At 63.9% G+C, this 26,569-nt stretch carries 27 protein-coding genes; 8 read left to right on the plus strand and 19 right to left on the minus strand.

Features of this window, described 5'->3' with window-relative positions; all coding sequences use genetic code 11:
- The 3 genes from ubiU to AAHM38_RS08985 all read right to left on the minus strand — a co-directional run bounded on the left by ubiU (nt 1) and on the right by AAHM38_RS08985 (nt 4,740).
- A complete protein-coding gene (gene ubiU, locus AAHM38_RS08975) occupies nt 1-1,017 on the minus strand; it encodes a ubiquinone anaerobic biosynthesis protein UbiU (RefSeq protein ID WP_116576041.1) in 1,017 nt (338 codons plus the stop codon).
- 45 nt (nt 1,018-1,062) lie between these two features.
- Nucleotides 1,063-2,343: a hypothetical protein gene (locus AAHM38_RS08980; protein WP_116576040.1), complete on the minus strand. Its 1,281-nt coding sequence runs from the start codon at nt 2,341-2,343 to the stop codon at nt 1,063-1,065.
- A gap of 75 nt (nt 2,344-2,418) precedes the next feature.
- Nucleotides 2,419-4,740: an AAA family ATPase gene (locus tag AAHM38_RS08985; protein ID WP_116576039.1), complete on the minus strand. Its 2,322-nt coding sequence runs from the start codon at nt 4,738-4,740 to the stop codon at nt 2,419-2,421.
- A 515-nt stretch (nt 4,741-5,255) separates the two neighbouring features.
- On the opposite strand from AAHM38_RS08985, the gene AAHM38_RS08990 reads away from it, so the two are divergent.
- From AAHM38_RS08990 to hemP, 4 genes are all read left to right on the plus strand, one after another.
- Nucleotides 5,256-5,918, plus strand: coding sequence for an energy transducer TonB (locus tag AAHM38_RS08990; protein WP_009240981.1), 663 nt, complete (start codon nt 5,256-5,258; stop codon nt 5,916-5,918).
- Nucleotides 5,919-5,967: 49 nt separating this feature from the next.
- A complete protein-coding gene (locus AAHM38_RS08995) occupies nt 5,968-6,696 on the plus strand; it encodes a MotA/TolQ/ExbB proton channel family protein (protein WP_116576038.1) in 729 nt (242 codons plus the stop codon).
- Between the two features lie 9 nt (nt 6,697-6,705).
- Nucleotides 6,706-7,116 (plus strand): ExbD/TolR family protein, encoded by a 411-nt coding sequence (locus AAHM38_RS09000; protein ID WP_009240983.1) that lies wholly within the window; start codon nt 6,706-6,708, stop codon nt 7,114-7,116.
- A gap of 243 nt (nt 7,117-7,359) precedes the next feature.
- Nucleotides 7,360-7,641 carry a hemin uptake protein HemP gene (gene hemP / locus AAHM38_RS09005; protein WP_012762242.1) on the plus strand — a complete coding sequence of 94 codons (282 nt, stop codon included), beginning with the start codon at nt 7,360-7,362 and terminating at the stop codon, nt 7,639-7,641.
- A 192-nt stretch (nt 7,642-7,833) separates the two neighbouring features.
- On the opposite strand, the gene AAHM38_RS09010 is transcribed toward hemP, so the two are convergent.
- From AAHM38_RS09010 to AAHM38_RS09030, 5 genes are all read right to left on the minus strand, one after another.
- Complete coding sequence (locus AAHM38_RS09010) at nt 7,834-8,247, minus strand: GlcG/HbpS family heme-binding protein (protein ID WP_009240985.1); 414 nt, start codon at nt 8,245-8,247, stop codon at nt 7,834-7,836.
- A gap of 309 nt (nt 8,248-8,556) precedes the next feature.
- Nucleotides 8,557-8,808, minus strand: coding sequence for a hypothetical protein (locus AAHM38_RS09015; RefSeq protein WP_012762243.1), 252 nt, complete (start codon nt 8,806-8,808; stop codon nt 8,557-8,559).
- 248 nt (nt 8,809-9,056) lie between these two features.
- Nucleotides 9,057-9,389 carry a hypothetical protein gene (locus AAHM38_RS09020; RefSeq protein WP_041668200.1) on the minus strand — a complete coding sequence of 111 codons (333 nt, stop codon included), beginning with the start codon at nt 9,387-9,389 and terminating at the stop codon, nt 9,057-9,059.
- A 144-nt stretch (nt 9,390-9,533) separates the two neighbouring features.
- The gene (locus AAHM38_RS09025) at nt 9,534-9,773 is read right to left on the minus strand and encodes a hypothetical protein (protein WP_009240988.1); all 240 of its coding nucleotides are present in this window, start codon (nt 9,771-9,773) and stop codon (nt 9,534-9,536) included.
- Nucleotides 9,774-10,035: 262 nt separating this feature from the next.
- The gene (locus AAHM38_RS09030; protein WP_116576037.1) at nt 10,036-10,545 is read right to left on the minus strand and encodes a phasin family protein; all 510 of its coding nucleotides are present in this window, start codon (nt 10,543-10,545) and stop codon (nt 10,036-10,038) included.
- A gap of 190 nt (nt 10,546-10,735) precedes the next feature.
- Here AAHM38_RS09030 and AAHM38_RS09035 point away from each other — a divergent pair, with 190 nt between their 5' ends.
- The 4 genes from AAHM38_RS09035 (at nt 10,736) to AAHM38_RS09050 (ending at nt 13,434) form a co-directional block, all read left to right on the plus strand.
- On the plus strand, nt 10,736-11,146 hold the full coding sequence (locus AAHM38_RS09035) for a PRC-barrel domain-containing protein (RefSeq protein WP_009240990.1): 411 nt from the start codon (nt 10,736-10,738) through the stop codon (nt 11,144-11,146).
- A 139-nt stretch (nt 11,147-11,285) separates the two neighbouring features.
- Nucleotides 11,286-11,486 carry a glycine zipper 2TM domain-containing protein gene (locus AAHM38_RS09040; protein ID WP_004634401.1) on the plus strand — a complete coding sequence of 67 codons (201 nt, stop codon included), beginning with the start codon at nt 11,286-11,288 and terminating at the stop codon, nt 11,484-11,486.
- 152 nt (nt 11,487-11,638) lie between these two features.
- Entirely contained in the window at nt 11,639-12,601 is a 963-nt protein-coding gene (nodI, locus tag AAHM38_RS09045; RefSeq protein ID WP_116576036.1) for a nodulation factor ABC transporter ATP-binding protein NodI, read from the plus strand.
- 11 nt (nt 12,602-12,612) lie between these two features.
- Nucleotides 12,613-13,434 carry an ABC transporter permease gene (locus AAHM38_RS09050; protein ID WP_116576035.1) on the plus strand — a complete coding sequence of 274 codons (822 nt, stop codon included), beginning with the start codon at nt 12,613-12,615 and terminating at the stop codon, nt 13,432-13,434.
- 68 nt (nt 13,435-13,502) lie between these two features.
- On the opposite strand, the gene purF is transcribed toward AAHM38_RS09050, so the two are convergent.
- From purF to tapV, 11 genes are all read right to left on the minus strand, one after another.
- Entirely contained in the window at nt 13,503-15,038 is a 1,536-nt protein-coding gene (purF, locus tag AAHM38_RS09055) for an amidophosphoribosyltransferase (protein ID WP_116576034.1), read from the minus strand.
- Between the two features lie 98 nt (nt 15,039-15,136).
- A complete protein-coding gene (locus AAHM38_RS09060) occupies nt 15,137-15,634 on the minus strand; it encodes a CvpA family protein (protein WP_009240994.1) in 498 nt (165 codons plus the stop codon).
- A 90-nt stretch (nt 15,635-15,724) separates the two neighbouring features.
- Nucleotides 15,725-16,591: an SPOR domain-containing protein gene (locus tag AAHM38_RS09065; RefSeq protein WP_116576033.1), complete on the minus strand. Its 867-nt coding sequence runs from the start codon at nt 16,589-16,591 to the stop codon at nt 15,725-15,727.
- A gap of 13 nt (nt 16,592-16,604) precedes the next feature.
- A complete protein-coding gene (gene folC, locus AAHM38_RS09070; RefSeq protein WP_116576032.1) occupies nt 16,605-17,903 on the minus strand; it encodes a bifunctional tetrahydrofolate synthase/dihydrofolate synthase in 1,299 nt (432 codons plus the stop codon).
- 93 nt (nt 17,904-17,996) lie between these two features.
- The gene (gene accD / locus AAHM38_RS09075) at nt 17,997-18,869 is read right to left on the minus strand and encodes an acetyl-CoA carboxylase, carboxyltransferase subunit beta (RefSeq protein WP_027681093.1); all 873 of its coding nucleotides are present in this window, start codon (nt 18,867-18,869) and stop codon (nt 17,997-17,999) included.
- Nucleotides 18,870-18,899: 30 nt separating this feature from the next.
- The gene (gene trpA / locus AAHM38_RS09080) at nt 18,900-19,697 is read right to left on the minus strand and encodes a tryptophan synthase subunit alpha (protein WP_102067530.1); all 798 of its coding nucleotides are present in this window, start codon (nt 19,695-19,697) and stop codon (nt 18,900-18,902) included.
- 14 nt (nt 19,698-19,711) lie between these two features.
- Complete coding sequence (locus AAHM38_RS09085; RefSeq protein ID WP_009240998.1) at nt 19,712-20,533, minus strand: DNA-methyltransferase; 822 nt, start codon at nt 20,531-20,533, stop codon at nt 19,712-19,714.
- A 10-nt stretch (nt 20,534-20,543) separates the two neighbouring features.
- A complete protein-coding gene (gene trpB / locus AAHM38_RS09090) occupies nt 20,544-21,737 on the minus strand; it encodes a tryptophan synthase subunit beta (RefSeq protein ID WP_116576031.1) in 1,194 nt (397 codons plus the stop codon).
- A 96-nt stretch (nt 21,738-21,833) separates the two neighbouring features.
- A complete protein-coding gene (locus tag AAHM38_RS09095; protein WP_116576030.1) occupies nt 21,834-22,535 on the minus strand; it encodes a phosphoribosylanthranilate isomerase in 702 nt (233 codons plus the stop codon).
- A 14-nt stretch (nt 22,536-22,549) separates the two neighbouring features.
- A complete protein-coding gene (gene truA / locus AAHM38_RS09100) occupies nt 22,550-23,374 on the minus strand; it encodes a tRNA pseudouridine(38-40) synthase TruA (RefSeq protein WP_009241001.1) in 825 nt (274 codons plus the stop codon).
- A gap of 83 nt (nt 23,375-23,457) precedes the next feature.
- Nucleotides 23,458-26,364 (minus strand): FimV/HubP family polar landmark-like protein TapV, encoded by a 2,907-nt coding sequence (tapV, locus tag AAHM38_RS09105; protein ID WP_116576029.1) that lies wholly within the window; start codon nt 26,362-26,364, stop codon nt 23,458-23,460.
- Between the last annotated feature and the right edge of the window lie 205 nt (nt 26,365-26,569).

The following is a 26,569-nucleotide window of genomic DNA, read 5'->3' on the forward strand; positions in this document are numbered from 1 at the left end:
CTATTTCCAGGGCCGATCAAACGCACCCTGCGTGACGTGCGCGCCTTCTGCGTGGCGCACGAGTGCGGCCTGCCAATCGGGCTTGACCGAGAAGCGCGCCGGGTCCGCCTGTGCAGCATCCAATGCGGCGCGCAATGTGGCCACCACCTGCGCAACGTACGCCGGACTGCGCTGGCGCCCCTCGATCTTGATCGCCGACACACCCATGGCGAGCAGCCTGGGCAACAGGCTGAGCGCATTGAGGCTCGTGGGTTCTTCGAGCACGTGGTCGACCTCACCGTCGACGAGGAAGCGCCCCTTGCACAGCGTCGGATACCCAGCCGGTTCGCCCGGTGCGTATTGGTCGATCATGATGTTGTTCAGGCGTGCATCCAGACTGCCGTCGCGCTCGACCCAGCGCACCGCGTGCGCCGGCGAACACACACCCTTGTTGTTGGGTGAATCCCCCGTGGCATACGACGACAGCAGGCAACGACCTTCAGCCATCACGCACAGGCTGCCAAAACCGAATACCTCGATCTGCACCGAAGTCTGCTGGATCACACGTTCGACTTCGGTCAAGGTCAGCACGCGCGGCAGGACGGCGCGGTGGATGCCGAACTGCTCACGCATGAGCTCGATGGCGTCGGCATGCGTTGCCGAACCCTGCACGGATAGATGCAGCCGAAGGTTGGGATAGCGCTCGCATGCATAGGCCATCAGCCCGGGGTCGGCCAGGATCACGGCATCGGCGCCCAGCATGTAGGCAGCATCGATTGCCATGCGCCACTCGATGGCACGGCCAGGCTGCGGAAACGTGTTGATGGCAAACAGCACCTGGCGCCCTTTCCGATGCGCAAATTCGACGCCGGCTCGGATGTCGCTCTCGGTAAAGTTCAGGCCGGCGAAGTTGCGCGCGTTGGTCGCATTCTTCAAGCCGAGGTAGACGGAGTCGGCCCCGGCTTCCACCGCAGCCTTGAGCGCGGCCAGGCTGCCGGCGGGCGCCACGAGTTCAATGGGGGAAGCGTTCTGTGTCATGGCGGCCAGTCTGCGACTTGTCCGCCAATGTGGTTTTGCGTTCCGTCAAGCGGGCGCAAACGCTCGCGAGACACGGCGAAACGTCAGCAGCGCTCGGCACAGCATCGCACCCAGCCACACGTGCGCCAGCGCGAACAGCAGGCCCGCGACCATCGCCATCCGCTCAGGATGCAGCGGCACCAGCAACAACGCCAGCAACACGAACAGCAGCAGGCGAGCATGCCAATGCTGTTGCCGCTCACCGATCAACGTTTGCATGGCCGGCAGCCGCACATGCCGCGGCACCCGCCTGCGCAGGTGCATCCAGATCATGAACGGGATGATCTTGCCAAGCATCGCGTTGACTGGCAGCACGCCACCGCCCACGACGGCCAGCGCGCCGATCTCCCATGCGATGGGCCAGTCTGACGGCAGCCAGGATGCGGTCAGCCCCAACATGGCAACCACGAGCCAGGCGACGGCAGCGGCCAGCCACAACCGCCAGCCCGGATCGTGCCGACGACGCGCGCTGCACACTGCACGCACGCCCACCAGCGCCAGCGCTGCCAGGGCGAGCCATCCCCATGTCTGCCAGAACACCGCATCGCCCACACCGCTGCATAGACTGCCAACGACCAGTGGCGCCCACAGCCACCACGGCATCAGCCGATGCCAAGGCTCAGGTAGACGCCGCGTCTGCCAGAACATCGGCAACACCGTCGACGCCACGCCCGCGACCAACGTTGCCAGCCAGCCGCCGAGGCCCCAACCGACATGCAGGTTCAACAGCACGGGCGATGGCGCAAACCATCCGCTAGCCAATGCCGTGCCAAGCGTTGCGCCGCTCGCCAGCGTGACCAACAAGGGCCAGCCGATGCGGCGCAGTGTCCGCACCGTCGCATGCGTTGCGCGTGTCTGCCCCACGCGCATGCCAGCAAGGATGATCAACGCAGCAGGGACCGCCAACAGCGGCGCACCCAACCAAGCAGCCAGCACGAACGCGCGATGGTCCGCGCCCAGGAAACCCGTTGCAAGCGCAGATGCCGTTGCCACGCATGAGAGCGCAACCCAAGGCGACACCCATTTCGCGCCGCGCACAGGCACACCGGCCACCACGGGAAGCAATTGAAATAGCGCACCAAGCATCGCCGACAATAACATGCCGACGACCAAGGCGTGAACCAGCGCGAGCGATAGCGGAGCAAATCGGTCGGGCAAACCCGCAGACGGGCCCAGCGCCAGCAGGAGACCGGCCGCCGCGCCCACCCACGGCACTGGCAGCAGGCAGCCGAACACCACGCCGGCGGGCGGCATGCGTTCGTAGAACAGCGTGGGGGCGGTTGGCATCGGGGCGGCTGAAGATCTGTCCAACCGACCACGTTAGCGCAGACGCGGCTGCATGCGCTTGATATGTATTAAGCGTCAGCGCGGTGTGAATCCAATGGAGCGCCGCTCGCGCAGTTCCGGCTTGATGGAATGCTCCTGCCGCAATTGTGCAAGGAAGGCCTCGGGGTCAAGCGTCTCGCCCAGCAGTACGGACTGCTGCTTGACCACCGCAAAATCACCCGGCGTGAGCATGTCGAGAGACGCCAACATCTCGCGCCACACAGGCTTGAGTGCCTCCGCCTTGCCCCCCAGCGCCTCGGCAATGAACATCTGCTCGCGCTGCGCACGCACCAGCGGCTTGAAGCGGATCTTGAATGCAAACCGCCGCAGCGCCGCCTCATCAATCCGATCAAACAAATTGGTCGTGCAGATGAAGATGCCGTCAAAGCGCTCCATGCCCTGCAGCATCTCGTTGACTTCCGACACCTCGTAATTGCGCACAGCGCCCTGGCGGCTCTGCATGAAGCTGTCCGCCTCGTCGAGCAGCAGCAGTGCGCGTTCCTCTTCGGCGCGCGAGAACATCGCCGCGATCTGCTGCTCGGTTTCGCCGACGTACTTGCTCATCAAGTCGGACGCGCGGCGAATCATCAACGGCATGTCAAGTTGCGCCGCGATGTGCTCGGCCAGCACCGTCTTGCCCGTACCGGGCGGCCCATAGAAACACAATGTGCCGCGTCGCCGCGCGCGCAGCGCCTCGATGATGCGCTCGACGGAAAACCGTGTCTCAAGGTTCAGATAGTCCAGCTTGTATTCGGTCACGACGCGGTGCGCTTGCACCTCCGGCCGCAGGCCCATCGCCTGATCTGCGTGGTCGAGCTGACGCTCGATCAGGGATTCGGCAGGCTCTTCCATTGCCGGCTGCGTCAGGCGCGCAAAGCGTGCGGCAGAATCGATCTGCGCGGGCGTGAGCGTCTTGCGCGCTGCCAACTTGGCCATGAAGGCGTCCGACACCTCCAGCCCTTCCAGATGCTTGCGGATGATGCTCTCGCGCACCGTCGGCGGCGGCACCTTCAACTCAAGATGGAACTGGAAGCGGCGCAGGTACGCCGGGTCAATCTGACGAATGGAATTCGACACCCAGATCACCGGAACGGGGTTCTGCTCCAGCGTCTGGTTCACCCACGCCTTGCCGTTGACGGAGCCACGCGGCTCTTCGTGGCCAAAGAGGCTCATCAGCTCGCGCGTCGGGCCGGGGAAGACGTCCTCCACCTCGTCGAACAGCAGCACCGCGCCGGGCCGCCCGCGCAGGAACGCCTGCGACACCTGCAGCGAGCGATAGCGGTCTTTGCCCGTAAGGCTGTTGCCGTCCTTGTCGAGGCAATCCACCTCGTACAGTTCGCAGCCAGCGTCGCGCGCCAGCACGCGGGCCAGTTCGGTCTTGCCGGTGCCAGGCGCGCCATACAGCAGGATGTTCACGCCCGCCGCGCGCTGCTGTGAGGCGTTCTCCAACAGCGCCGTAAGGTAGCGCGCATCGGTTTCCACATGCGGATAGTCGGACTGCGACAGCGTGGTCGACGGCGCGGGGCGCGTGAAGACGGCCATCATGTCGGCCTCGCAGGCGTAGTCGCCCAGCAGCACGTGCAGGAGGCGGTCGGAGATACGCATCAGATCGCCCAGGTCGGTGACGCTGTTTTCGGGCAGCGGCGGCTCGATCAGCCCCAGCGTCTCCAGCCGCGAACCTGGCCGCAATGACGCAGCAACTTCGGCCGTGCTGGCCCCCGCCAGGCTCGCGAGCAACTGGAACGCTTCCTGGCTGTGCGCGACCTTGCAGTCGACCATCACCGCGCGCAGGTCGCGCTTGTACTTCACCAGGGACGCAAACAGCAGCAGCGCGCGTTCGTGTGGTGGCAGGCCCAGCACACGGGCCAGCATGTCGATGTTGCTGACCAGCAGGACGCGCTCGCTGGCGAGCCGCTCGCCCAGCGCATCGCACGACGCGCCGAACACCGTGAACATGTCCTTGGCGTGATGCTTGACGTACTCGTCCAGGTAATAGAACAGCGAGCTTTCATCGAAGGCGCTGCTCCACTGGCCGTGGCGGTCCATGAAGGTGGGCAGGTCGAGCTTGCCGACAGCGCGCCAGCCCGGCATGTCGGCGCAGCGCGCAGACAAAAAGCGCTGCAGGCGCTGGATGACCGTGACGGGCCAGATCAGCTCCGGCGCGCAAACGGTGAGGATGTCGTTGATATTGGTGCGCAGGTTGAAGCGCAGTCCCATCGTGCAGACCGTGCGCAACGCAAACTGTGCGCACATGGAATCGAGCGAGGACAACAGCAGCGCCTGCGGCTGCCTGCCGCCCGTGGGGACGAACGTGCCATCGTCTTCAGCGTCGTCCATGTTGAGGTTGGCTTCATCCATGGTCGCCCCCTTCTTCCCCGTTTCACGGTTGGCCGGCCGGTCACCGTGTTTGAATGCCTTTCATCCTAGCGCGTTTGCACACACAGCGTACCCCGGGAGGACCCGTGTCTTTGCAAGTTGCGAGCCAACCGCTCCCGGAATCGCCAACCGCCCGCACAGGCAGTTTCATGCCATCAGTCGTCTGGACGTGATTCCTACCCCACGAAAGACAGGGGATTTTCACGCAAATAGGAATCATTATCGTTTATACTTCGCCTATCGACACAGTTGGCTGAACACAAACCTTGCTCGGTTGTCGCAACACTGTTGCAGTTGCAGGCCTACAATATCTGCCTCGCTGGCGACGACCCCGCCGGCTTCAACGCTAGGCGCCATGGAATTGCTCCTGAGTCTGCTCATCAGCATTGGGATTTCACTGATCGTCTTCGGCAAGCGCTGACGCTGCGCCGCTTTCGTTGGTCATCCCACCACCATCGCATCGCATTCCTTTTTCTGCTTTCGATTCCCGGTCGTTGATGATTCACCCTCGTACTCTCAAGATTCTCGTCGTCGTGCTGTTGATGCACGCGGGCGTGCTGATGCTGATTCAGCTTGGCCTGATCGCACCGCGCCCGACTGTCGAAGAACCGCTGGAAATCCAGGCGCACATCATTCCGGCCGCGCCTGAGCCGATCAAGCAGCCGGAGCCGCCCAAGCAGCAGCCGGTCAAGCAAGAGGCGCCCAAGCCTGTCAACATCGTCAGGCCGGTCGCGCAACCCAAGCCCATGCCGATGCCGATGCCGACGCCCATGCTCCCGCCATCGGACAACGCCCCCGTGGTGCCCGCCGCACCGCCCGCACCGCCGGCACCGGCCCCTGAACAAGCGCCCGCGCCGGCCCCCGTTTCGTCCGGTCCGATCAGCGTCGGCATCAACGACATCCAGTGCAGCGAGCCGCCGCTCGTCTATCCCAGCATGTCGCAGAAAATGGGCGAGGAAGGCCGCGCCATGGTCAAGATTTCCATCGGCACGGCCGGTGAGGTCACCAATGTTGCGGTCACGTCGTCGTCCGGCTCGCCTCGCCTGGACCGCGCTGCCGCCGATGCCGCGCGCGCCATCAAGTGCAGCCCGTACAAGCAGAACGGCCGCGCCGTGCCCGTGGTGGCCAGCAAGCCGTTCGTCTTCAAGCTCGACAACTAATTCGATTCCGCTTTTCGCTTAGCCTCTCGCTCAATTCAGGATATTCATCATGCAGGAACTCGGTCTTTCCCACCTCTGGACACAAGGCGACGTCGTCACCCGCGCGACGGCGATTCTGCTGCTCATCATGTCGCTCGCCTCGTGGATCGTCATCTTCACCAAGGCGTGGGACATCGTGCGTCTGAAGTCGATGGCACAAGGCGCTGAAAAGCGTTTCTGGCACTCGGATGATTTCGATCACGCCATACAGACGCTCGGCTCGCCCAAGGACAACCCTTTCCACACGCTCGCACAAACGGGCCGGGAAGCGGCGCAGCATCACCGCGCCAGCCAACCGCAGCTGCATGATGTGATGGACATTTCCGACTGGATCACCCGCTCGCTCAAGAGCGCCATCGATGAGGCCGTGGGGCAAATGCAATCGGGCTTGGCCGTGCTGGCATCGGTCGGCTCGACCGCACCGTTCGTCGGTCTGTTCGGCACGGTGTGGGGCATCTATCACGCCCTGCTCGGTATCGGTGCAGTGGGCGTGCCGACCATCGACAAGGTGGCCGGCCCCGTGGGCGAATCGCTCATCATGACCGCCTTCGGCCTGGCTGTGGCCATTCCGGCGGTGCTCGGCTACAACGCCCTCACGCGCGGCAACAAGGCCATCATCGCCAAGCTGAACCGCTTTGCGCACGACCTGCACGCCTACTTCGTGACCGGTGCGCGCCTGCGCCCGGGCGCCTCGCGTGAAGACGCCGGCGTGCGCCTGACTGCTGTCAAGCAGCAGTAAGGAGAGACCATGTCCTTCGGATCTTTCGACAACGATGACGAGGTGATGAGCGAGATCAACATGACGCCGCTGGTCGACGTCATGCTGGTGCTGCTGATCATCTTCATCATCACCATTCCGGTGATCAACCACGCGGTGAAGATCGACCTGCCGCGCGCGTCCAACAAACCCGACGACGCCAAGCCACAAAGCGTGAACGTCGAGATCAACGCAGAAGGCCAGGTGTTCTGGAACAACCAGCCGGTCGACGAGGCCACGCTGCAAGCCGACATCGCGCAGGCCGCGCAACAGCAGCCGCAACCTGAGATGCACTTGCGCGCAGACCGCAACGTGCGCTACGAGCGCGTGGCGCAGGTCATGGCGTCCATCCAGCGCGGCGGCCTCTCGCGCATCGGCTTTGTAACAGAGCCGCAGCACTAAGGTGGCATCACCACGCTGCCCGACCGCCGTTCTCGCAGAACGTCCGGCATCGCGGCACGGCTGACTCACAGCACGTCTACACGACCGGGCCTCGCGCCCGGTTTTGTTTTTCAGGCATGGATCAGCACATCGTCAGTCCGCGCTTGTAATGATAACGATTCTCATTTAATATATTTGGCATTCGCTGGAAACCCTTTGCCAGCCTACGTCTCAGCCCATGTTTCCGCCCGCCAGGACATCGCCATGAACGCTTCCGAACACCAAGACGCAGGACGTACCGTGAGCCGCCGTCGCCATGTCATTGTGGCCCGCAAGCGCCCCGCTGATCTGAATGCCGCGTCCGCAACGTCTACCGCATCGACTGCATCCGAAGCTGTTCGCGACATTCCCACCGCCATCGGCGACACGCGGATGGTGACTTCCGAACAACTCTTTGCTGGCCAGAACGCGGTGGCGATCCGTCACAACGGCGCGGTCTACACGCTCCGCGTGACGCGCTTCGGCAAGTTGATCCTGACCAAGTAACACCGCAGCACGCACGGCTTTGTGGGGACGTCTCTCTCAGGAGACATTCGGCCGTAGCCAGTCCTCGTCATTTCGCATTGCCGGACGAACGCCAGCCGCGCCGTTCTTTGCCAGCATCGTGCACGCCCAAAGAAAAGGGCGCGACTGCTGCCGCGCCCTTCCCTTTGTTGGTTAGTCTTGCGTGACTGCAGATCAGCAAATCACGTGCAGCGCGGCAATGCCCGCCTTGGCGATCACGACATCCTCGGTCGACTTCACGCCTGACACGCCCACTGCACCGGCACACGCGCCTTCCACCATCACCGGCACACCGCCCTCGAGCATGCCCTGCAGATGCGGCGCCGACAGGAACGAGATGCGACCATTGTTGATGATGTCTTCGTAGATTTTCGACTCGCGACGACCGAGCGCTGCCGTACGCGCCTTTTCCGGGGCGATGTACGCCGAGATGGTGGCGCAGCCGTCCATGCGGCGCAGGCCCATCAGATGCCCGCCGTCGTCCACCACGGCAATCGTCACGTTCCATTGGTGCGCGCGCGCTTCTTTCTCGGCAGCGTCAAGGATCTTGGTGACATCGTCCTGGCACAGGCACGGTTTCGTTTTCATGGCGTTCTCCTTGGGGGTTGTAGTGCAAAGGCGCAAAGGCTGCGTAAAGCCCGTATCAGGCAAAAGTATGCCATCGGTAACGATCGCTCCCACCGCATGATCCTGCACTAAAGACGCAAAAGAGCCGATACATTCCTGCTTTTCAGTATCGTTGAGTATCGTTCCGCCTGCGTGGTACGCCTGCGTTTGCTGCGCCCCAGCGCAGCCAACCTTAACCCGCGGCGTGCGCCAGAAAGATGCGCAAAGAAAAAGCCCGGGTATCGCCCGGGCTTGATGTTGCGATGCGGCAGCGATTCTGCCGCCGACCCTTTACGGTTGACGGTCCGAGCAGGCGCCGTCCGTATATGGATCGGCACGCCCCATCTTGGCGCCGTCGGTATAGGGGTCCGTGCGGCTTACCTTGGCACCGTCGGTATAGGGATCGGCGCGGCTCACCTTGTGGGCGGGCTGATACGGATCGATCGAGCCGGCGTGCGCGACCGCCGCGCTTAGCGCCAGCATCAAGCCGCTTGCGGCTGCAACCAGGGAGCGCGTTGCAAAGCGTTGCGTGGTGATTTGCATGAAGACTCCTTCGGTCATGACACTGCGAACATGACGTGCACCGCTGCGGCACACGTGTCCACGTTGTTCACGCGGACGTCATAGCGACCAGGCAAGTGAGCCACCAGTTCTGCACCGCGGTGCTTTGTCACGGGGCTGGTTGCGCGCGTACCCGTCATCCAGAGAGACGCAGATGCCGTGCCACGGCGTAGACGTACCGCCAAAGAAAAAAGCTCCCGAAGGAGCCTTTCTCTTGGCAGGCATGCCGCTTACCGCCAGTGGCCCCAGTGACGGCCGTCGTACCAGCGATAGCGCGGTCCCCAACGGTACCAGCCAGCGCCAACCACAACCGGTGCCGGGCCATAAGCGGGCGGACCGTAATACACGGGCGCCGGGGCGTAGTACACCGGAGGTGGCGGCGGCGCGTAATAAACCGGCGGCGGTGGGTAATACACCGGCGCGGGTGCCACATACACCGGCGCCACGGGCACCCCAAACCCGATGCCGACGCTCACGTGCGCCGACGCCATCTGCGGCACGGCCAGCACTGCCAGTGCGGCTGCACCTGCAATCCACAGCACATTGCGTCGAATCATGTTCATCACCTGCAGCGAGAGCGCCGGACAAATCCGTAGCCGGCGCTGAATACGGTATTTGTATTGTATTCAGGGCCGCTGACACAGGTGATACGGCGCTGGCGAATTAGTAACAGAACGTAACGCCACATCGCACACGACGCTCCCCCGTCAGTTCAGCGCGGGGCTGCAGTCGAACTCACCGGAGGCGATCATCGCTTCGGCATACGCTCGCGCGGCTTCCAGGGCGCTGGCGGCGCTCCGATACGTGTTCGCCGATTCGCGCACGGTTGTACGGGCTAACAGGGTCTCACCGTTGCTGACGCGAAGGATGCTCACTTCGGCGCGCCACACTTGCGGCGAGAGTTCATAGGCAGATACCTCGATTTTGCAGTCGTCTCGGAAAGTCATGTGTCCTCCGGGTTGTATGGGGGTAAGCGAAGCTGCGCGTCAATGCACGAACAGCCAGATCACCAGCAACACAAGCGCGGGAACACCCAAGAGCCACGCAACGAGATAGGACATGACGACCTCCTACATGGTTGATAGGCATGTAGGAAGTGTAGAGAGACGCGCACGGGCGGAATGTCGATCTCCGCCCGTACCGTTTTGTAGGACTGTACCGAAATGACTGTCGGCACACGCCGACGCATCTCACCCGGACAGAGGAGCTTCAGCGTGTCGTGGTGTCCAGGGCGCCCACGTCACTTGGCATTAGGATTCGGCTCGCGCCGACTTCTTCAGCCGCCTCGGCTGCTGCCACTTCCAGGCCGACAGATGCTTTGAAGAAATTCACCGCCGCCTCGGCTCCAGGAGGCGCGGCGTCCACAAAATTTTCGGCAACGAAACCCCACTGGCGGCGGACTTCGTCACCATGGCGCTGCAACGCACGAGCGATTCCGTTTTGCGTCTCCACACCAATTTCAACAAAGTTGCGCGTGTAGCCTGAGACGCGTTCCCCAGCGGGTTGCAGATAGCGCGCTTGAGCGTTCCACCATTCGCCCGCGTCTTGCGCGCCAACGGCTTCGTGCAGGCAGTGCTCCGTCTCGCCGAGCCCCGCCTTGATGGCCTGCAGATTGAGCCCGATCAGGCGATTGACGCCGCTCACCGCTTCGTCAGTGACAGCCATCCAGATTTCGAGTTGTGATCGCTGCAGAACGCCGAGTTGCTCCAAAGTCATCATGTCGGTTGCTCCCTGGTGAGGTCGATGATTACGGCCACAATGTGCCGAGCGTTTCAGTGTAGTTGCGTGCGGAACCGATTTCCGTGACATCACCCGTTTGTCCTACAGGCATATCGGACGCACTCGCCTGCGCCGGCGGCCATGTGCACGGTAGAGTCGAGCGCATCTTTCACCAGACCATGGAGTCACGATGAAACGTCTCGCTGCTGCCCTGATCGCCACCGCTTCCATTGCTGCCGCGCCGCAGGCTTTCTCGCAAGTCGCGGGCCACGCTGCACTCGGTGTATCCGTGACCGAACTGGACGCGGTCATCAAGGGCGTGAGTGTGAAGAAACAAGTGCTGGGCAAGACCATCTATAACGAAGCCAACGAGAAGGTCGGCAGTGTGCAGGACCTGATCGTGACGCCGGAGAACGCCGTCTCGTTTGCGATCGTCGGAGCGGGCGGCTTTGTTGGCGTGGGGCGCCACGACGTCGCCATCCCTGTGAACCAGTTCAAATACGACCAGGGCAAGATCGTGCTGCCTGGCGCCACCAAGGATGCCATCAAGGCGCTGCCGGAGTTCAAATACGAGCGCCAGCAGAAGCCCGCCAAGGCCTGATGATCGGCGGGAACTTTGCTGCCGGAAGCGGCGCCGGAACTGTGGGAATTGGCTGACACGCCTTTCAGGCAACGTCACCTGCACATAACGGCGCGCAAGACCTTCAATAGAGGGACACAAACGACAAAAGGAGTTGGTTATGCGTGCCTTCGTATCCTTGATTCTGGCGGCCGCACTGGCATCCGTCAGCGGATGCGCGGACATGACGCCAAAGCAGCGCAATACCGCGTTGGGCGCAGCCGCAGGTGGTGTCGCCGGGGCGGCCATCTGGGGTGGTCCGGGCGCTACGCTGGGCGGGGCCGCACTGGGTGGTGTGGTCGGTAACGCAGTGACGAAATAAATCCCGCGCGCCGCATGTGCGCTGCAGGCACGGGTCAGGCGATGACGCCTGGCCCTTTTTGTTGGCTGAGAGCGGCGCCATGCCATCGCACATTCCCCTCATACGCCTATGCGAATGCCGGCGCATAATCGGCGTTTTGCAACGGAGGCAATGTGCGATACGAGCAAGAGGGTTTTGGCGTGAGCAGCACACCGATCCTGAGCGTCGAAGGCCTGCGCAAACGTTACGGTGACCAGACTGTCGTCGACAACCTCAGTTTCCACGTTCGGCGCGGCCAGTGCTTCGGCCTGCTGGGCCCCAACGGCGCCGGCAAGACCACCACGCTGCGCATGCTGCTCGGCATGACGATGCCCGATGCGGGCAGCCTGCGACTGTGCGACGAGCCCGTCCCCGAAGCCGCGCACCGTGCACGCATGCGCGTGGGCGTGGTGGCGCAGTTCGACAATCTGGACCCCGATTTCTCCGTCTCGGAAAACCTGCGCATCTTCGGGCGCTACTTTGGCCTGTCGGCAGCGACCATTCGCGGGCGCATTCCCACCCTGCTGGAATTTGCGCGGCTCGAACAGAAAGCCGATGCACCCGTGCGCGCGCTCTCAGGCGGAATGAAGCGGCGGCTGACGGTCGCGCGCGCGCTGATCAACGATCCCGACATCCTCGTCATGGACGAGCCCACCACAGGCCTCGACCCGCAAGCGCGGCACCTGATCTGGGAGCGCCTGCGCTCGTTGCTCGCCGCCGGCAAAACCATCTTGCTGACCACGCATTTCATGGAAGAAGCCGAGCGCCTGTGCGATGAACTCTGCGTGATCGACAACGGTCGCAAGATCGCTCAAGGCAAGCCGCAGGAACTCATCGCACGCGAAATTGGCTGCGACGTGGTTGAAGTCTACGGCGACGATCTCAACGCCCTTCGCACGCTGCTCACACCGCTGGCCGACCGCGTGGAAATCAGTGGGGAGACGCTCTTCTGCTACGCACGCGATCCGCAGCCGCTGGTAGCCGCACTGCGCACGCAGGCAGAAACCCACACCATGCCCGGCCTGCGCTATCTGCATCGCCCGGCCAATCTCGAAGATGTGTTCCTGCGCCTGACCGGCCGCGAAATGCGTGACTGAGAGAACCGCACATGCCCACTGAAACCGCACTCACTCCCACGCAAAAACAGGCCTTTCCGCAGCCGCTGCTGCCGCTCAACTTCCGCAACTGGCAGTACGTCTGGCTGCGCAACTTCATGGTGTGGCGCAAGCTGGCCATTCCGTCGATGGCCGGCAACCTGGCCGACCCGCTGATCTATCTGTTCGGGCTCGGGCTCGGCCTTGGCCTGCTGGTCGGGCGCGTCGACGGCGTGTCGTACATCGCATTCCTGGCGGCCGGCACCGTGGCGTCCAGCACAATGATGTCGGCGAGCTTCGAAGCGATGTATTCCGCGTTCTCGCGCATGCACGTGCAACGTACATGGGAGGCGATCCTGTATGCACCGCTCAGCCTGGGCGACGTGGTCCTTGGCGAGCTGTTCTGGGCCGCCAGCAAGTCGGTGCTCTCGGGCCTGGCGATCATGCTGGTCGCGGGCGCACTCGGCTATGCGTCGATGCCGCAGGCACTGCTGGCCCTGCCCGTCATCGTCTTGACCGGCTTCACCTTTGCCTGCCTGGCGATGAACATGACGGCGCTTGCGCCCAACTACGACTTCTTCATGTTCTACCAGACGCTGGTGATCACGCCGATGATGCTGCTCTCGGGCGTGTTCTTCCCGCTGTCGCAACTGCCGGCGCCTGTGCGCGCGGCGACGCGCGTACTGCCACTGCCTCACGCGGTGGATCTGATCCGCCCGCTGATGCTCGGCCGCACGCCCGACAACATCCCGCTACACCTTGGCGTGCTGCTCCTGTACGCCGTCGGCGCCCTGCTGCTGTGTCTCTGGCTGCTGCGTCGTCGCATGCTCAAGTAAGGCGCGATAGCAACGCCCAACAAAAAAGCCCGTCACGATGACGGGCTTTTCTTTTGCTGCGTGCGAGATCACTCGTTCACGGCGGAGCGCTGCAGATGCAGTTGCGTGCGCGGATCATCGTTCTGCGCGTTTTCACGATCGGCTTTGGCGGAATTGTTGCGCGCGGCCTCCAGGCGATCCAGGTACGCCTCGTCAATGTCGCCCGTCACGTACTTGCCGTCAAAGCATGACGCATCGAAATCCTTCAGTGCCGGATTGACGTCGCGCACGGCACGCTTCATGTCTTCCACGTCCTGGTACACGAGCTGGTCGGCGCCGATGATCTTGGCAATCTCTTCGTGCGTGCGACCATAGGCCACCAGTTCGCCGCGCGTCGGCATGTCGATACCGTACACGTTGGGGAACTTCACCGGCGGCGCGGCCGATGCGAAGATCACCTTCTTGGCACCGGCATCGCGCGCCATCTGCACGATCTCCGACGACGTCGTGCCGCGCACGATGGAGTCATCGACGATCAGCACGTTCTTGTCCTTGAACTCGATGGCCATGGCGTTGAGCTTCTGGCGCACGGATTTCTTGCGTACCGCCTGACCCGGCATGATGAAAGTGCGGCCCACGTAGCGATTCTTGAAGAAACCTTCGCGGTACGGCACGCCCAGGTGGTTGGCCACCTGCATGGCAGCCGGGCGGGACGAATCCGGAATCGGCATCACCACGTCGATCCTGTCGGTCACTTCACGCTTGATCTTCTCGGCCAGGTAGTCGCCCATGCGCAGGCGCGCGTCGTACACCGACACTCCATCCATGCGCGAGTCCGGACGAGCCAGATAGACGTATTCAAAAATGCACGGCGAAAGCACCGGGTTGGCAGCGCATTGCTTGGTGTGCAGCTTGCCCTCGAGGTCGATGAAGATGGCTTCGCCGGGCGCCACATCGCGCTCGAACTTGAAGCCAATGCCTTCCAGCGCGACCGATTCCGAAGCAACCATGTATTCGATACGGCCCTCCGGCGTTTCCTGGCTACCCAGTGCAAGCGGGCGGATGCCGAACGGGTCGCGCACAGCCAGCACGCCGTAGCCCGAGATCTCGGCAGCAATAGCGTACGAACCGCGCACGCGGCGGTGCAGGCCTTCCACCGCCGTGAAGATCGAATCGCGATTCAGCGGAATATCGTTGCTGGCACGTTGCAGCTCGTCGGCCAGCACGTTCAGCAGCACTTCGGAGTCGGACTGCGTATTGATGTGACGGCGATCGCGTCGGAACATCTCTTCGCGAAGCTGATCCGAGTTCGTCAAGTTGCCGTTGTGTGCCAGCACGATGCCAAAGGGCGCATTGACATAGAACGGTTGAGCCTCTTCCTCGCTGGAAGAACCCGCGGTCGGATAACGCACTTGGCCGATGCCGCTCGTGCCCGGCAGACCGCGCATGTTGCGCGTGCGGAACACGTCGCGCACCATGCCGTTGGCCTTGTGCATGTGGAAAGTGCTGCCTGATGCGGTGGCGATGCCCGCCGCGTCCTGCCCCCGGTGTTGCAGGAGCAACAGGCTGTCATAGATCAGCTGATTGACGGGCGTGGCGGAGACCACCCCAACGATACCGCACATGTCGAACTCCAGCGAGAACGTATTTGGTGGCGCCCACACCCGTTGCGGGCGCCGAGGAAGCTTCCCGAATTGCCTAGCTTGTGGCCAGACGCTCCAGATCAATAGTGAACATACTTTGCGACATCCGGTGGCAACAACGGCTTGGCAGCTTGTGCTGCCTGCTCCGCATAGGGCCGCGTGATCGCATCGCGCCAGAACGGTTGCTCCGGCAGGCTGGTAAAGCCGGCCACGGTCATCAACACGAGGATGATCACGCCTCCGCGCGCCAACCCGAACACCATACCCAGACCGCGATCCGCTGGCTTGAGCCCCGCGCTCGCCAGCGCCGCCGAAAGCAGTGCCCCCACCAGCGAAGTCGCAATCACCGTCACGATAAACAGTAGGACGAAACCGAGAATGGTGCGTGCGACCGGGCCGCCAGGCAGCGTTTCCGGCATCCAGCCCGCCGCCACACCGGAAAACGTGTACGCCACCCATGCGGCAAACAGCCACCCGAGCAGCGCCAGCACCTCACGGATCAGCCCGCGAAACAACCCAATCAGCGCCGACGTGACGATGATGAACAGCACACCGTAGTCAAAGAACGTCGGTTGCATCGGGCTGCGGCTTGGATGGACTGTGGCGGAATGCAGCGTGAACCGTCAGCAAATCCGACGAGCGCGCTGGGTACACGTTCGGCCGCATCGTTATTGCTGCACGAGTTTAGGCGTCAGGCCGATCTGTTCGGCGCGCTTCTGCGCCGCTTCCGCAGATGCCCGATCGTTGAACGGCCCCGCGCGCAACAAGGCCAGATCGCCCTTCTCAGGCACCTTCTTGTGTTCGATGTAACCAGGGATCTTCTCGCCCTTGAGCTTGCCCAGCCAATTGCGGGCACGGTCTTCGGACGCAAAGGCACCAATCAGCAGGATGAACTTGCCGCCATTTGCATCGGTGCTCGGCGCCGCGGCTTGATGGGCGGGCTGAGCGGGCTGAGCGGCCGATTGGGCGGGTTTCGTTGCGGACTTGGACTCAGCGAGCGGCGTCACGCTCGCGACCGTCTTAGGAGGCGTCGCAGGCTTGGCTGCGGCAGGGGTATCCTGAGCCGCCGGCGCATCCGTGCTGGCAACCACCTCTTCGCCCTGGTCAAGCGCTTGCGCCTGATCCGTCGACGAAGCCGCAGGACGCGACGCAGAACGCCGGCTGGCGACCTTCGGCTCATCGGTGGAGACCTTGGCGCCACGATCGACCGGCTGATCCTGGATCTGCACGGCCACGGGATCGGTCACGGGGCGCGGCTTGGCGTCGAACACGAGGGGCAGCACGATCACGGCAGCGCCAACCAGTACCACCGCGCCGATCAGGCGGCGGCGAGCGCGTTGTTTTTGCGGGAGTTCGGGGTCAAGGCCGTCGTCATCATCGTCGGTTCGACGGGAGGCGCGGCTGCGAGCATTCGACGATGCGCGCGAACCACGCACCGCATCGCGGGCCACATCGGCAGCACTGCCGGCGGTTGCGCCGCGTGTGCGTTCGCCTTCAGCGTTCTTGCGGGAGGAGAAGATGGAAAACAGTCCCATGAGGGCCCCGGGTTTAGTGCGCGCGACTCTTGCGCTCCGCCAGCACGCCGGCAACGGTGTAGAACGATCCGAAGACCACGATTCTATCATCCTCGGTCGCCCGCTCCATGGCGTTGCGATAGGCTGTGGCGGGATCGCTGAATGTGCTCACGCTGGACTCCTTCCCTGCGCGGAAACCGGCATCGGCCAGCGCCTGGGCCAAGCTCGCGGCGCTCGCCGCACGCGGCGTAGGCAAATCGGTCAGGCACCAGTGGTCGACCTTGTCGAGCATGTGGCCCAGCACACCGGCGACGTCCTTGTCCTGCATCGCGCCGAACACCCCGTAGGTGTAGCGGGAGAAGCCCATGTTCTCCAGGTTCTGACCCAGCGCTGCCGACGCGTGCGGGTTGTGCGCGACGTCCAGGACGACGGAAGGACGCCCCGGCAGCACCTGGAAACGCCCCGGCAGCACCACCTGCGACAGCCCCAGACGCACGTCCTGCGCCGAGATCGGCAACCGGTCGCGCACCGACTCCAACGCTGCCAGCGCGGCCGATGCATTCAGCAGTTGGTTCGCCCCGCGCAATGCCGGGTAGCCAAGGCTCGGCCAACGACGCCCGCGCCCACTGAAGCCCCACTGCTGCTTATCACCCTGGAAGTTGAAATCGCGGCCGATCAGCCAGAGGTCTGCGCCGATCGCTTCAGCGTGTTTGACCAGGGAGACCGGCGGCACCGGGTCAGAACAGATCGCCGGCTTGCCTGCGCGGAAGATACCGGCCTTCTCAAAGCCGATGGCCTCGCGAGTGTCCCCCAGGTAGGCCATGTGGTCGAGATCGACACTGGTGATGACGGCGCAATCGGTATCGACAATGTTGACCGCATCCAGCCGACCGCCCAGGCCGACTTCCAGGATCACCGCGTCGAGACCCGCGCTGGCGAACAGATGCATGATCGCCAGCGTGGTGAATTCGAAGTACGTCAGGCTGACGGGCTCGGGAAAGCTGCAGCGCACGCGTTCCACCGCCTCGAAGTGCGGCAGCAGCATCGCGTCGGTCGCGATCTCGCCATTCAAGCGTGCACGCTCGTTGAAATCGATCAGGTGCGGCGAGGTATGGCAACCCACTTTGTAGCCAGCGGCCAGCAGGATCGCCTCCAGCATCGCGCAGGTCGAGCCCTTGCCATTGGTGCCGCCCACGGTGAAGACGACTGATTTGAATTCCAGCCCGAGCGCATCGCGCACGCGACTGATGCGTGCCAGACCCATGTCGATGCCGACCGGGTGTGCGGTTTCCAGATGAGCGAGCCAGTCGGGCAGCGTGTCGAATGTAGGCATGCGAAATAGGTGGCGCGGCGTCAGCGAATCGGGCCGCGCAAAAACAAGAAGCGCGGACTCTCGCCCGCGCTTCGGTTCAACAGGTGTGCGGCATCAGGCCAGTGCGTCGGCCGGTTGCTTCTGCAGGAGCGCCAGAAGCTCGGCGATCTCGCGGCGCATGTTACGGCGATCGACGATCATGTCGATCGCACCCTTCTGCAGCAGGAACTCGGCGCGCTGGAAGCCTTCCGGCAGCTTCTCGCGAACGGTCTGTTCGATCACGCGCGGGCCGGCAAAGCCGATCAGCGCCTTCGGCTCGGCGATCACCACGTCGCCCATGAAGGCGAAGCTGGCGGACACGCCGCCCATGGTCGGATCGGTCAGCACGCTGATGAAGGGCAGCTTGGCTTCAGCTAGCTTCTGGATCATCGACGTCGTCTTCGCCATCTGCATGAGCGACAGCAGGCTTTCCTGCATACGCGCGCCACCGGTGGCCGACACGCAGATGAACGGCACCTTTTGCTCCAGCGCCGTCTGTGCGCCGCGCGTGAAACGCTCGCCCACCACGGAGCCCATCGAGCCGCCCATGAATTCGAACTCGAAGCACGCCACGACGACCGGCAGCGCGTGAATGGCGCCACCCATCACGACCATGGCGTCGGTTTCACCCGTGTCGTCCATCGCCGCCTTAATGCGGTCGGGGTACTTCTTCGTGTCCTTGAACTTGAGCGCGTCGACCGGGAGGATCTCCTGGCCCAGCTCATAGCGGCCTTCGGCGTCCAGCAGTGCGTCCAGGCGGGCGCGGGCGCCGATGCGCATATGGTGATCGCACTTCGGGCAGACGTGCAGGTTGGCCTCGACGTCGGTCCGATACAGCACCGACTCGCAAGCCGGGCATTTGACCCACAGGCCTTCGGGAATGCCCTTGCGCTGCGACGGGTCGGTCTGTTGGATCTTGGGCGGAAGCAGTTTGTCCAGCCAGCTCATGCGTGCTCCTTGAATGCAGTGTCGCGCAGATCAGGCGTCCAGCGCCTGGCGGATCTCCGCGATGAAATCAGTCAAGTATTGTACCGCTTGTTCGCGAGGAGCTTCCTCCAACAATTGCACAATGCGGGATCCGATGACCACCGCATCCGCAACACCGCCGATCGCACGTGCAGTTGCCGCATCACGGATGCCGAAACCGACGCCCACCGGCAGCCGCGCGTGCTGGCGGATCTGCGGGATGCGCTCAGCCACCGCGTCCAGGTCGATGGTGGCCGCGCCCGTCACGCCTTTGAGCGAGACGTAATAGATGTAGCCGCTTGCCACACGGGCGATCTGCGCGATGCGTGCTTCGGTGGAGGTGGGCGCCAGCAGGAAGATCGGATCGATGCCGGCGGCGCGCATGGTCTTGGCAAAGGCCTCGCATTCTTCCGGCGGGTAGTCGACCACGAGCACACCGTCCACGCCTGCTTCGGATGCCGCCTTGGCAAAGGCTTCGACGCCCATCCGCTCGATCGGGTTGGCGTAACCCATGAGCACCACGGGTGTCGTCGAGTCGGTGGTGCGGAAAGCACGCACATACTCCAGCACCGTGCGCAGGCCCACCTTCTTGGCCAATGCGCGCTCGGACGCACGTTGGATCACCGGACCATCGGCCATCGGGTCGGAAAACGGCACGCCCAGTTCGATGACGTTGGAGCCGCCCTTGACCAGTGCGTGCATCAGGTCGACGGTCATCTCGGGGTACGGATCGCCCGCCGTTATGAACGGAATCAGGCCCTTGCGGCCCTGCGCAGACAGTTGTGAGAAGGTTTGAGCGATGCGGGACATAGGGGGATCAGGTTTCAGGCGACCTTGATGGTCTCAGGCGCCTGCGATTCAGTCGGTTGCGCGTTGGCGTCAGCGGCGGCATGCACAGCAGCCACCCGTTCGCGCGCCACGCGGCAATAGTCGGCGTTGATCTCGAAGCCGGCGAAGCGGCGGCCAAGCCTTGCACACGCGGCCGCCGTGGTGCCGCTGCCCAGGAACGGGTCCAGCACCAGGCCGCCCGGCGGGCAGCTTGCCAGGATCATGCGTTCCACCAGTTCCAGCGGCTTCTGCGTCGGGTGCTCTGCGCGCTCCGGGTCTTGCCGGTGCAGGCGCGACACGCTCCACACGTCCTTCGGGTTGTAGCCGACTTCCAGCCACTTCTTGCCCTCGAAACGCTTGCGGCTGCGCGCCTTCTTCGTTTCGGCGTCGTACGGAATGCGCACGGCGTCGACATCGAAGTAGTAATCGCGCGAAGCGGCAAAAAAGCCGATGTTGTCGTGCACCGACGAGAACTTGCGCGTGCTGCCGCCCATGCTCGGCACCCGGCGGTCCCAGATGATCTCGTTGACCATGGTCAGGCGCTGCTTGAGCATCACGAACAGTTCCGGCGCGTATTGCCACGTGCAGAACAGGTAGAGCGATCCGTTGCGCGCCAGCTTGGGCCGCACCGCATCGATCCAGCGTTCGGACCAGGCGAGGTAGGCATCGCCCGACAGTTTGTCGGAATCGTTGCCGTAATCCTTGCCCAGCCCGTACGGCGGATCGGCGATGACGAGGTCGACGCTACCGTCGGCCAGATGCCCGACCCCGGTAATGCAGTCCTCGTTGAAGATGCCGTCGATGGCGCGCTCGGTCATGCGGCGTCCGTCAGAGCTTGATGCCGGAGAATTCGGCGACGGTATGCATATCCTTGTCGCCGCGGCCCGACAGGTTCACCAGCAGGATCTTGTCCTTCGGGAGCGTCGGCGCCAGCTTGCACGCGTACGCCAGTGCGTGGCTCGATTCCAGCGCCGGGATGATGCCCTCCATGCGGCACAGGTCATGGAAAGCCTGCAGCGCTTCCTTGTCGGTAATGCCGACGTATTCCGCGCGCTGCACATCCTTCAACCAGGCGTGCTCCGGACCGACGCCCGGATAATCGAGCCCCGCCGAGATCGAATGCGTCTCGATGATCTGGCCGTCTTCATCCTGCAGCAGATAGGTGCGGTTGCCGTGCAGCACGCCAGGCGAGCCGCCCGTGAGCGACGCGGCGTGGCGGCCGGTCTCGATGCCCTCGCCCGCTGCTTCCACGCCGATCAGCTTCACGTCGACATGGTCGATGTACGGGTAGAAGATGCCCATGGCGTTGGAGCCGCCGCCCACGCAGGCGATCACGGCGTCCGGCTGGCGTCCGGTCATCTCGGGCATCTGCACCTTGCATTCCTCGCCGATCACGGCCTGGAAGTCGCGCACCATCATCGGATACGGGTGCGGGCCCGCCACCGTGCCGATGATGTAGAAGGTGTCGGCCACGTTGGTCACCCAGTCGCGCATCGCTTCGTTCAGCGCGTCCTTAAGCGTGCGCGATCCCGATTCCACTGGCACCACCGTCGCGCCCAGCAGCTTCATGCGGTAGACGTTCGCGGCCTGGCGGCGCACGTCTTCGCTGCCCATGTAGACGACGCATTCCATGCCGTAGCGCGCAGCAATCGTGGCGGTGGCGACACCATGCTGGCCGGCGCCGGTTTCGGCAATCACGCGCGGCTTGCCCATGCGGCGCGCCAGCAGCGCCTGGCCGATCACGTTGTTCACCTTGTGCGCGCCGGTGTGGTTCAGGTCTTCGCGCTTCAGGTAAATCTGTGCGCCGCCGCAGTGTTCGGTCAGGCGGCGTGCGTGATAGATCGGCGACGGCCGGCCGACGAAGTGCTTCAGCTCGTATTCGTATTCCTTGATGAACTCGGGATCGTGCTGGTAGCGCGCATAGGCGTCGCGCAATTCATCCAGCGCGTGGGACAGCGTTTCCGCAACGAAGGTGCCGCCGTAGGGGCCAAAATGGCCGTGGGCGTCGGGCAGGTTGTACATGGCAGTCTCTCGAGGCGTCCGCCGAGGTCAGGATGGAAGACCCGTCAGCGGAGATATTCAGGAAGGCGTGCGTCGCGAGAGACCAGCCAGATCGGCTCAGGCTTGAACCGATGCGCCCAGGGCAGCATCGGCCTCGCGGACCGCACGCACAAATGCGGTCATCCGGGCGTGGTCTTTCACGCCCCGTGCGGCTTCGATTCCGCTGCTGACGTCAACAGCGTACGGCCGCACGCGTTCAATCGCGCCAGCGACGTTTTGCGCGCTCAACCCACCACTCAAAACGAGCCGAGGAGCGGCGCTTGTGGTTGGCAAGGATGGCGATTGCGGGAGCCATTGCGGAGGAATGAGGGTCCAGTCGAAAACATGGCCGCCGCCGCCATAACCCTCGACAAATGCGTCGAGCAGCAGGCCTTGGGCAGCGGCAAACCGATCCGCGAATTCTACCAAATCGGCCCCGGGCTGAACACGCAGGGCGCGCAACCAGGGCAGCCCTACCTTTCCGGCGATCTCGGCGCACAGCTCCGCCGGCTCATCACCGTGGAACTGAAGCAACGTCAGCGGCACTTGGTCGAGCACGCGTGCCACATCATCGGCACTGGCGTTGACGAACAGGCCCGTCACGGTGACGAACGGACCGGCGCGGTGCGCCAGCTCTGCCGCCCGCTCGATGGTGACGTAACGCGGACTGGGCGGATAGAAAACGAGCCCGATCGCATCGGCGCCGATTGCGACGGCGTGATCGACATCGGCCGGCTGGGTCAGGCCACACAGCTTGATACGGGTACGGTGCAACGGCATGGCGGAAGCGGGATTCACAGGCCGGCGTGCTCGTCGAACACGCCGCGAAACAGGCTGGACGAAGCCGGAGACGCCGGCAACGAGAAGGCATCAGGATAGCCGACCTCGGCCAGATACAGGCCGTCGGGCATGAAAGTTGGCGCGGCGGCCACGCGGCTGCGGGCGGCCAGCACGTCGCCCATCCAGGACACCGGCTGGCGGCCGCGCCCGATCGCCACGAGGCAGCCCATGATGTTGCGCACCATGTGGTGCAGGAACGCGCTGCCGCGAATGCGCACGAACACCCATTCGCCCTCGCCTCGCACCTCCACTGAATACATAGTTTTGACGGGCGACTTGGCTTGGCATTCGGCCGCGCGGAAGGACGAGAAATCGTGCTCGCCGACCAGTACCTGGGCCGCCTCGTTCATGGCTTCCACGTCAAGGGATTGGCCTGGCGGAAGCATCACGTAGCCCGCCTTGTCTTCGAGCAGCGGTGCCCGCGTCGGACCAAAGGTCAGTGCGTAGTAATACGTGCGGCGGTGCGCGGAGAATCGCGCGTGGAAACCCTCCGGCATCTCCTGCGCCCATCGCACGGCCACCGTGGGGGGCAGAAAGGCGTTGGTGCCGCGCACCCACGAAAACGGCTCGCGCACGAGGTCGGTATCCAGATGCACCACCTGGCCCAGCGCATGCACACCTGCATCGGTGCGGCCGGCCACCGTAGTCGGCAGCGCCACGCCGGCAAATTGCCGCAGTGCCGACTCCAGCACGTCTTGCACGGTATTGCCGTGCGGCTGCGATTGCCAACCCGAAAACGCGGCACCGTCGTACTGGATGCCAAGCGCGATGCGCGTCATGCCGTGTGAATCCTCGTGCGGAAAGAAAAACGCCGGCAGGATACCACCCTGCCGGCGCTGTCGATGGCGTAAGACGCGTGGCGTCAGCCGATCTGGCGCATCAAGGCTTGCGCCTCGGCGTGGAACGAGGGATCGCCCAGGTCCAGCACTTCCTGCAGCAGTTCGCGGGCACCTTCCTTGTCGCCAATCTCGATGTAAGCCTTGGCCAGATCGAACTTGATCTGCAGATCGCGTACACCATCGGCGCCATGCTCGCCCGACAGCGTGTGCGGCAGGTTGGTGTCCAGACGGATGGCCGATTGCGGTTCGTCGTTGGCGACTTCAGCGTGCTCTGCGTGATGCGGCTCGGATTCGAAGTGCATCGGGGCCTGCGACAGGTCGGTTGGCTGGGCCCAGCTCGGCAGGCTGTCCTCTGCGGCAACCGAGGCTGCAGGAGCAGCCGTTTCTGCAGCAGGCGGCGTCGGGTTCAGATCCAGCGACAAGTCCGACAGATCCATATGCAGCGGGGGCGCGGCAACGGGCTGATAAGCCTCGCCAGCGTGCGCGTTGAACTGCGGCAGATCCGCTTCAGGTTCGGCATGCACCTTGAAGATGTCCGAAGCCTCTTCGGGCGCAGTGATCGGCTCGCCTGCCGCCGGCGCCGGGAACGACTCCAGCGGCAGATCGAAATCGGCCAGTTGCGGTGCCTTGGTCGACGGCGCGGACGGATCCAGATCCGGAGACAGCGTGGTCCAGTCGTCACCGCGACGGGTGGTCTGGCCCGTCACCGTTGGGCTGAAGGCCTCGGCGGCCACCGCGGCACCCACACCTGCCAGCGCAGCCGCACCTGCGACTGCGGCACCTGAGTGGCTCGGTTCAGCATGCGCTTCGGCACCGGGATGGTGTCCATCACCCTGCACCGTCAGATACAGCGGGTTGGCCGGATCGAACTTGCGGCCCATTGCGGCAGCCTCTGCCCATTCAGGCGAGGCCGCGCCAACTTGCGCCAGCATCTCTTCAGCAATGGTCTGGAAGCCGTGGGCATCCTGACGATTGGCGTAAATTTCCATCAACTTCAGGCGAATGGCTTGGCGCTCCGGATGCTGCTCCAGTGCCTCGCGCAGGATTTCTTCGGCTTGCACGTCGCGGCCGTAGGCGATGTAGACATCGGCCTCAGCAATCGGGTCGACTTCATTGCTCTCGTTGCCGCCGCCAATGCGGAAATCCGCACCGAACACGCTGTGCTGCGAGGTGTCGACGCTTTGACCGCCGGCCGCACCAAACAGAGAGTTGGCGCCCGCCATCACAGTGCTTTCCTGTGACAACAGGCTGTCCTGGAAGCCATGTGCCTGCTCAGGTTTCTGCTGGCGACGGCGATACACCACCAGACCACCCAGCAGCGCGATCACCAAGCCGCCCAGACCCAGGGCCATCGGGTTGCCCAGCAGCGATGAAAGGAACGATTCTTCTTGAACCGGGGGAGGCGGGGCCACAACCACTGGCGCCTTCTTCGGCGCGGCAGCCGGAGCCGACGCAGCAGCAACCGGTGCACTGGCAGCTGCTTGCGGAGCCGAGGCTGCAGCCACAGTCGCCGATGCGGCCTCCGGTGCGGAAGCCGCCGCAGCAGCCGTCGCCGACGAAGCCGGGGCAGCAGCCGCCGTTTCCGCCGGAACCCCTGCAACAGGAGCCGGGGCAGACGCAGCCGCCGGTGCCGGCGCATTGGCCGCGGCCACTGCCGGCGCGGCCGTCGACGGCGCAGCACCAGCGGCCGGCTTGGCAGCACTGGCTGCCTTGGCCAGTTCAGCGTTCTTCAATTCAACCAGGCGCTGCATGTCGGAGAGATTCTTCTGCAACTGTGCAACGCGTGATTCCATTTCCTTGAGCGCACGCTCCTTGGCGACGAGTTCCTCATCGCGAGCCGCGGCCGCACCGGCCTTGCCTGCGCGGTCGGCCTTGGAGAGACGCAGTTCGTCACGGCCGCTGGCAGCCGGCGTGGCTTGATCTTGCACACGGGCCGACACACTGCCGCTCTGTTGGCGGGCGGAGTCGGTATCCGTCGCTGCGTTGGCCTCAGCCGCCGTTGCGAGGCGGTTGCGGTAGCCGGCAAAGCCGGACGTCTGCGCGATGACTTCGCGGCGGGCTTCGCGCGCCGGCGTTTTCTGCGCCTCTGCCTGCGACGGCACCTTCAGCACCGAGCCGGTACGCAGCCGGTTGATGTTGCCGCCAATGAAAGCGTTGGGGTTGTTGCGATACAGCGCCAGCAGCATCTGGTCGAGCGACACGGCGTCCTGACCTTGCGCGGCCGTCGATGCCACGTCGTACAGGCTATCGCCACGCTGCACCGTATACGAACCGCCTGGCGTAGCATCGGGCGCAGCGGCAGCAGGAGCAGCTTGCTGGGCACGCGCGGTTTGGCGAGCGGCGCGAGGCTGGCGCGACGGTGCCGGCGCGGCAGCGGCCGGAGCAGCCGCTTGCGGTTGGGCAGCCGAAGCAGCCGGCGCCGACTCAACGGCGCCCGGCGTCGTGGCCTGCACCACCGGCGTCGGCGCAAAATTCTGTGCGGTATTGCTGGAGCCCACCGGGTCCAGCAGGAACGTATAAGCGCGCGAAACGTGGCCGCTTGCCCAGTTCAAGTCGACCAGAACATCAACGAACGGCTCTGCGACGGGCTGCGTCGAGCGCAGACGCACCACGTAATTGCCGCTCGACTGGCGTTCCAGCGAGGCACGCAGCGAGGAGACGATCGGGTTGTAGGTCAGTCCGGCACGCGAATAGGCATCCGGCGCAGCCAGCTTGGCGACCAGGTTTTGTGCCTCTTCGGGCGTCACGCCGGTCAGATCGATTTCGGCCTGCAGCGGCTGGCCGAGGCTGGAACGCACATGCAGCGCGCCGAAACCGGCCGCTTGCGCAGCGGGCTGAATCAGCAGCAGGCTCGCCGCGGCAAACGCGACGGCCGACCAGCGAGGACTGCGATGGGACGATTCTCTCCGGCGGTATTGGCTCACCCTCACCTTCGACTCCGTTATCTTTTAATGTGCAAACGAACTTAACATCAACGAGTTAGCGCAGCAAGTTCACCCAAAACGTGAAATGCTGGATAAGAACCGCCGTCAATTCTTATGAAACGACACAATTGGCGAGATTCTGAAGCACCCGACGTACCCCCCGGAATGCGCGTGCTTCATGTGGCGCTAACCCTTCCCCGTGCCCCGTCCA

The sequence above is a fragment of the Ralstonia sp. OTU4908 genome (assembly GCF_038440115.1).
GTDB lineage: Bacteria > Pseudomonadota > Gammaproteobacteria > Burkholderiales > Burkholderiaceae > Ralstonia > Ralstonia pickettii.

What these genes read in the sequence shown, in the direction of transcription:
- ubiU (WP_116576041.1), bottom strand. Translation starts at nt 1,017, where the DNA reads ATGACACAGAACGCTTCCCCCATTGAACTCGTGGCGCCCGCCGGCAGC.
- AAHM38_RS08980 (WP_116576040.1), bottom strand. Translation starts at nt 2,343, where the DNA reads ATGCCAACCGCCCCCACGCTGTTCTACGAACGCATGCCGCCCGCCGGC.
- AAHM38_RS08985 (WP_116576039.1), bottom strand. Translation starts at nt 4,740, where the DNA reads ATGGATGAAGCCAACCTCAACATGGACGACGCTGAAGACGATGGCACG.
- AAHM38_RS08990 (WP_009240981.1), top strand. Translation starts at nt 5,256, where the DNA reads ATGATTCACCCTCGTACTCTCAAGATTCTCGTCGTCGTGCTGTTGATG.
- AAHM38_RS08995 (WP_116576038.1), top strand. Translation starts at nt 5,968, where the DNA reads ATGCAGGAACTCGGTCTTTCCCACCTCTGGACACAAGGCGACGTCGTC.
- AAHM38_RS09000 (WP_009240983.1), top strand. Translation starts at nt 6,706, where the DNA reads ATGTCCTTCGGATCTTTCGACAACGATGACGAGGTGATGAGCGAGATC.
- hemP (WP_012762242.1), top strand. Translation starts at nt 7,360, where the DNA reads ATGAACGCTTCCGAACACCAAGACGCAGGACGTACCGTGAGCCGCCGT.
- AAHM38_RS09010 (WP_009240985.1), bottom strand. Translation starts at nt 8,247, where the DNA reads ATGAAAACGAAACCGTGCCTGTGCCAGGACGATGTCACCAAGATCCTT.
- AAHM38_RS09015 (WP_012762243.1), bottom strand. Translation starts at nt 8,808, where the DNA reads ATGCAAATCACCACGCAACGCTTTGCAACGCGCTCCCTGGTTGCAGCC.
- AAHM38_RS09020 (WP_041668200.1), bottom strand. Translation starts at nt 9,389, where the DNA reads ATGAACATGATTCGACGCAATGTGCTGTGGATTGCAGGTGCAGCCGCA.
- AAHM38_RS09025 (WP_009240988.1), bottom strand. Translation starts at nt 9,773, where the DNA reads ATGACTTTCCGAGACGACTGCAAAATCGAGGTATCTGCCTATGAACTC.
- AAHM38_RS09030 (WP_116576037.1), bottom strand. Translation starts at nt 10,545, where the DNA reads ATGATGACTTTGGAGCAACTCGGCGTTCTGCAGCGATCACAACTCGAA.
- AAHM38_RS09035 (WP_009240990.1), top strand. Translation starts at nt 10,736, where the DNA reads ATGAAACGTCTCGCTGCTGCCCTGATCGCCACCGCTTCCATTGCTGCC.
- AAHM38_RS09040 (WP_004634401.1), top strand. Translation starts at nt 11,286, where the DNA reads ATGCGTGCCTTCGTATCCTTGATTCTGGCGGCCGCACTGGCATCCGTC.
- AAHM38_RS09050 (WP_116576035.1), top strand. Translation starts at nt 12,613, where the DNA reads ATGCCCACTGAAACCGCACTCACTCCCACGCAAAAACAGGCCTTTCCG.
- purF (WP_116576034.1), bottom strand. Translation starts at nt 15,038, where the DNA reads ATGTGCGGTATCGTTGGGGTGGTCTCCGCCACGCCCGTCAATCAGCTG.
- AAHM38_RS09060 (WP_009240994.1), bottom strand. Translation starts at nt 15,634, where the DNA reads ATGCAACCGACGTTCTTTGACTACGGTGTGCTGTTCATCATCGTCACG.
- AAHM38_RS09065 (WP_116576033.1), bottom strand. Translation starts at nt 16,591, where the DNA reads ATGGGACTGTTTTCCATCTTCTCCTCCCGCAAGAACGCTGAAGGCGAA.
- folC (WP_116576032.1), bottom strand. Translation starts at nt 17,903, where the DNA reads ATGCCTACATTCGACACGCTGCCCGACTGGCTCGCTCATCTGGAAACC.
- accD (WP_027681093.1), bottom strand. Translation starts at nt 18,869, where the DNA reads ATGAGCTGGCTGGACAAACTGCTTCCGCCCAAGATCCAACAGACCGAC.
- trpA (WP_102067530.1), bottom strand. Translation starts at nt 19,697, where the DNA reads ATGTCCCGCATCGCTCAAACCTTCTCACAACTGTCTGCGCAGGGCCGC.
- AAHM38_RS09085 (WP_009240998.1), bottom strand. Translation starts at nt 20,533, where the DNA reads ATGACCGAGCGCGCCATCGACGGCATCTTCAACGAGGACTGCATTACC.
- trpB (WP_116576031.1), bottom strand. Translation starts at nt 21,737, where the DNA reads ATGTACAACCTGCCCGACGCCCACGGCCATTTTGGCCCCTACGGCGGC.
- AAHM38_RS09095 (WP_116576030.1), bottom strand. Translation starts at nt 22,535, where the DNA reads ATGCCGTTGCACCGTACCCGTATCAAGCTGTGTGGCCTGACCCAGCCG.
- truA (WP_009241001.1), bottom strand. Translation starts at nt 23,374, where the DNA reads ATGACGCGCATCGCGCTTGGCATCCAGTACGACGGTGCCGCGTTTTCG.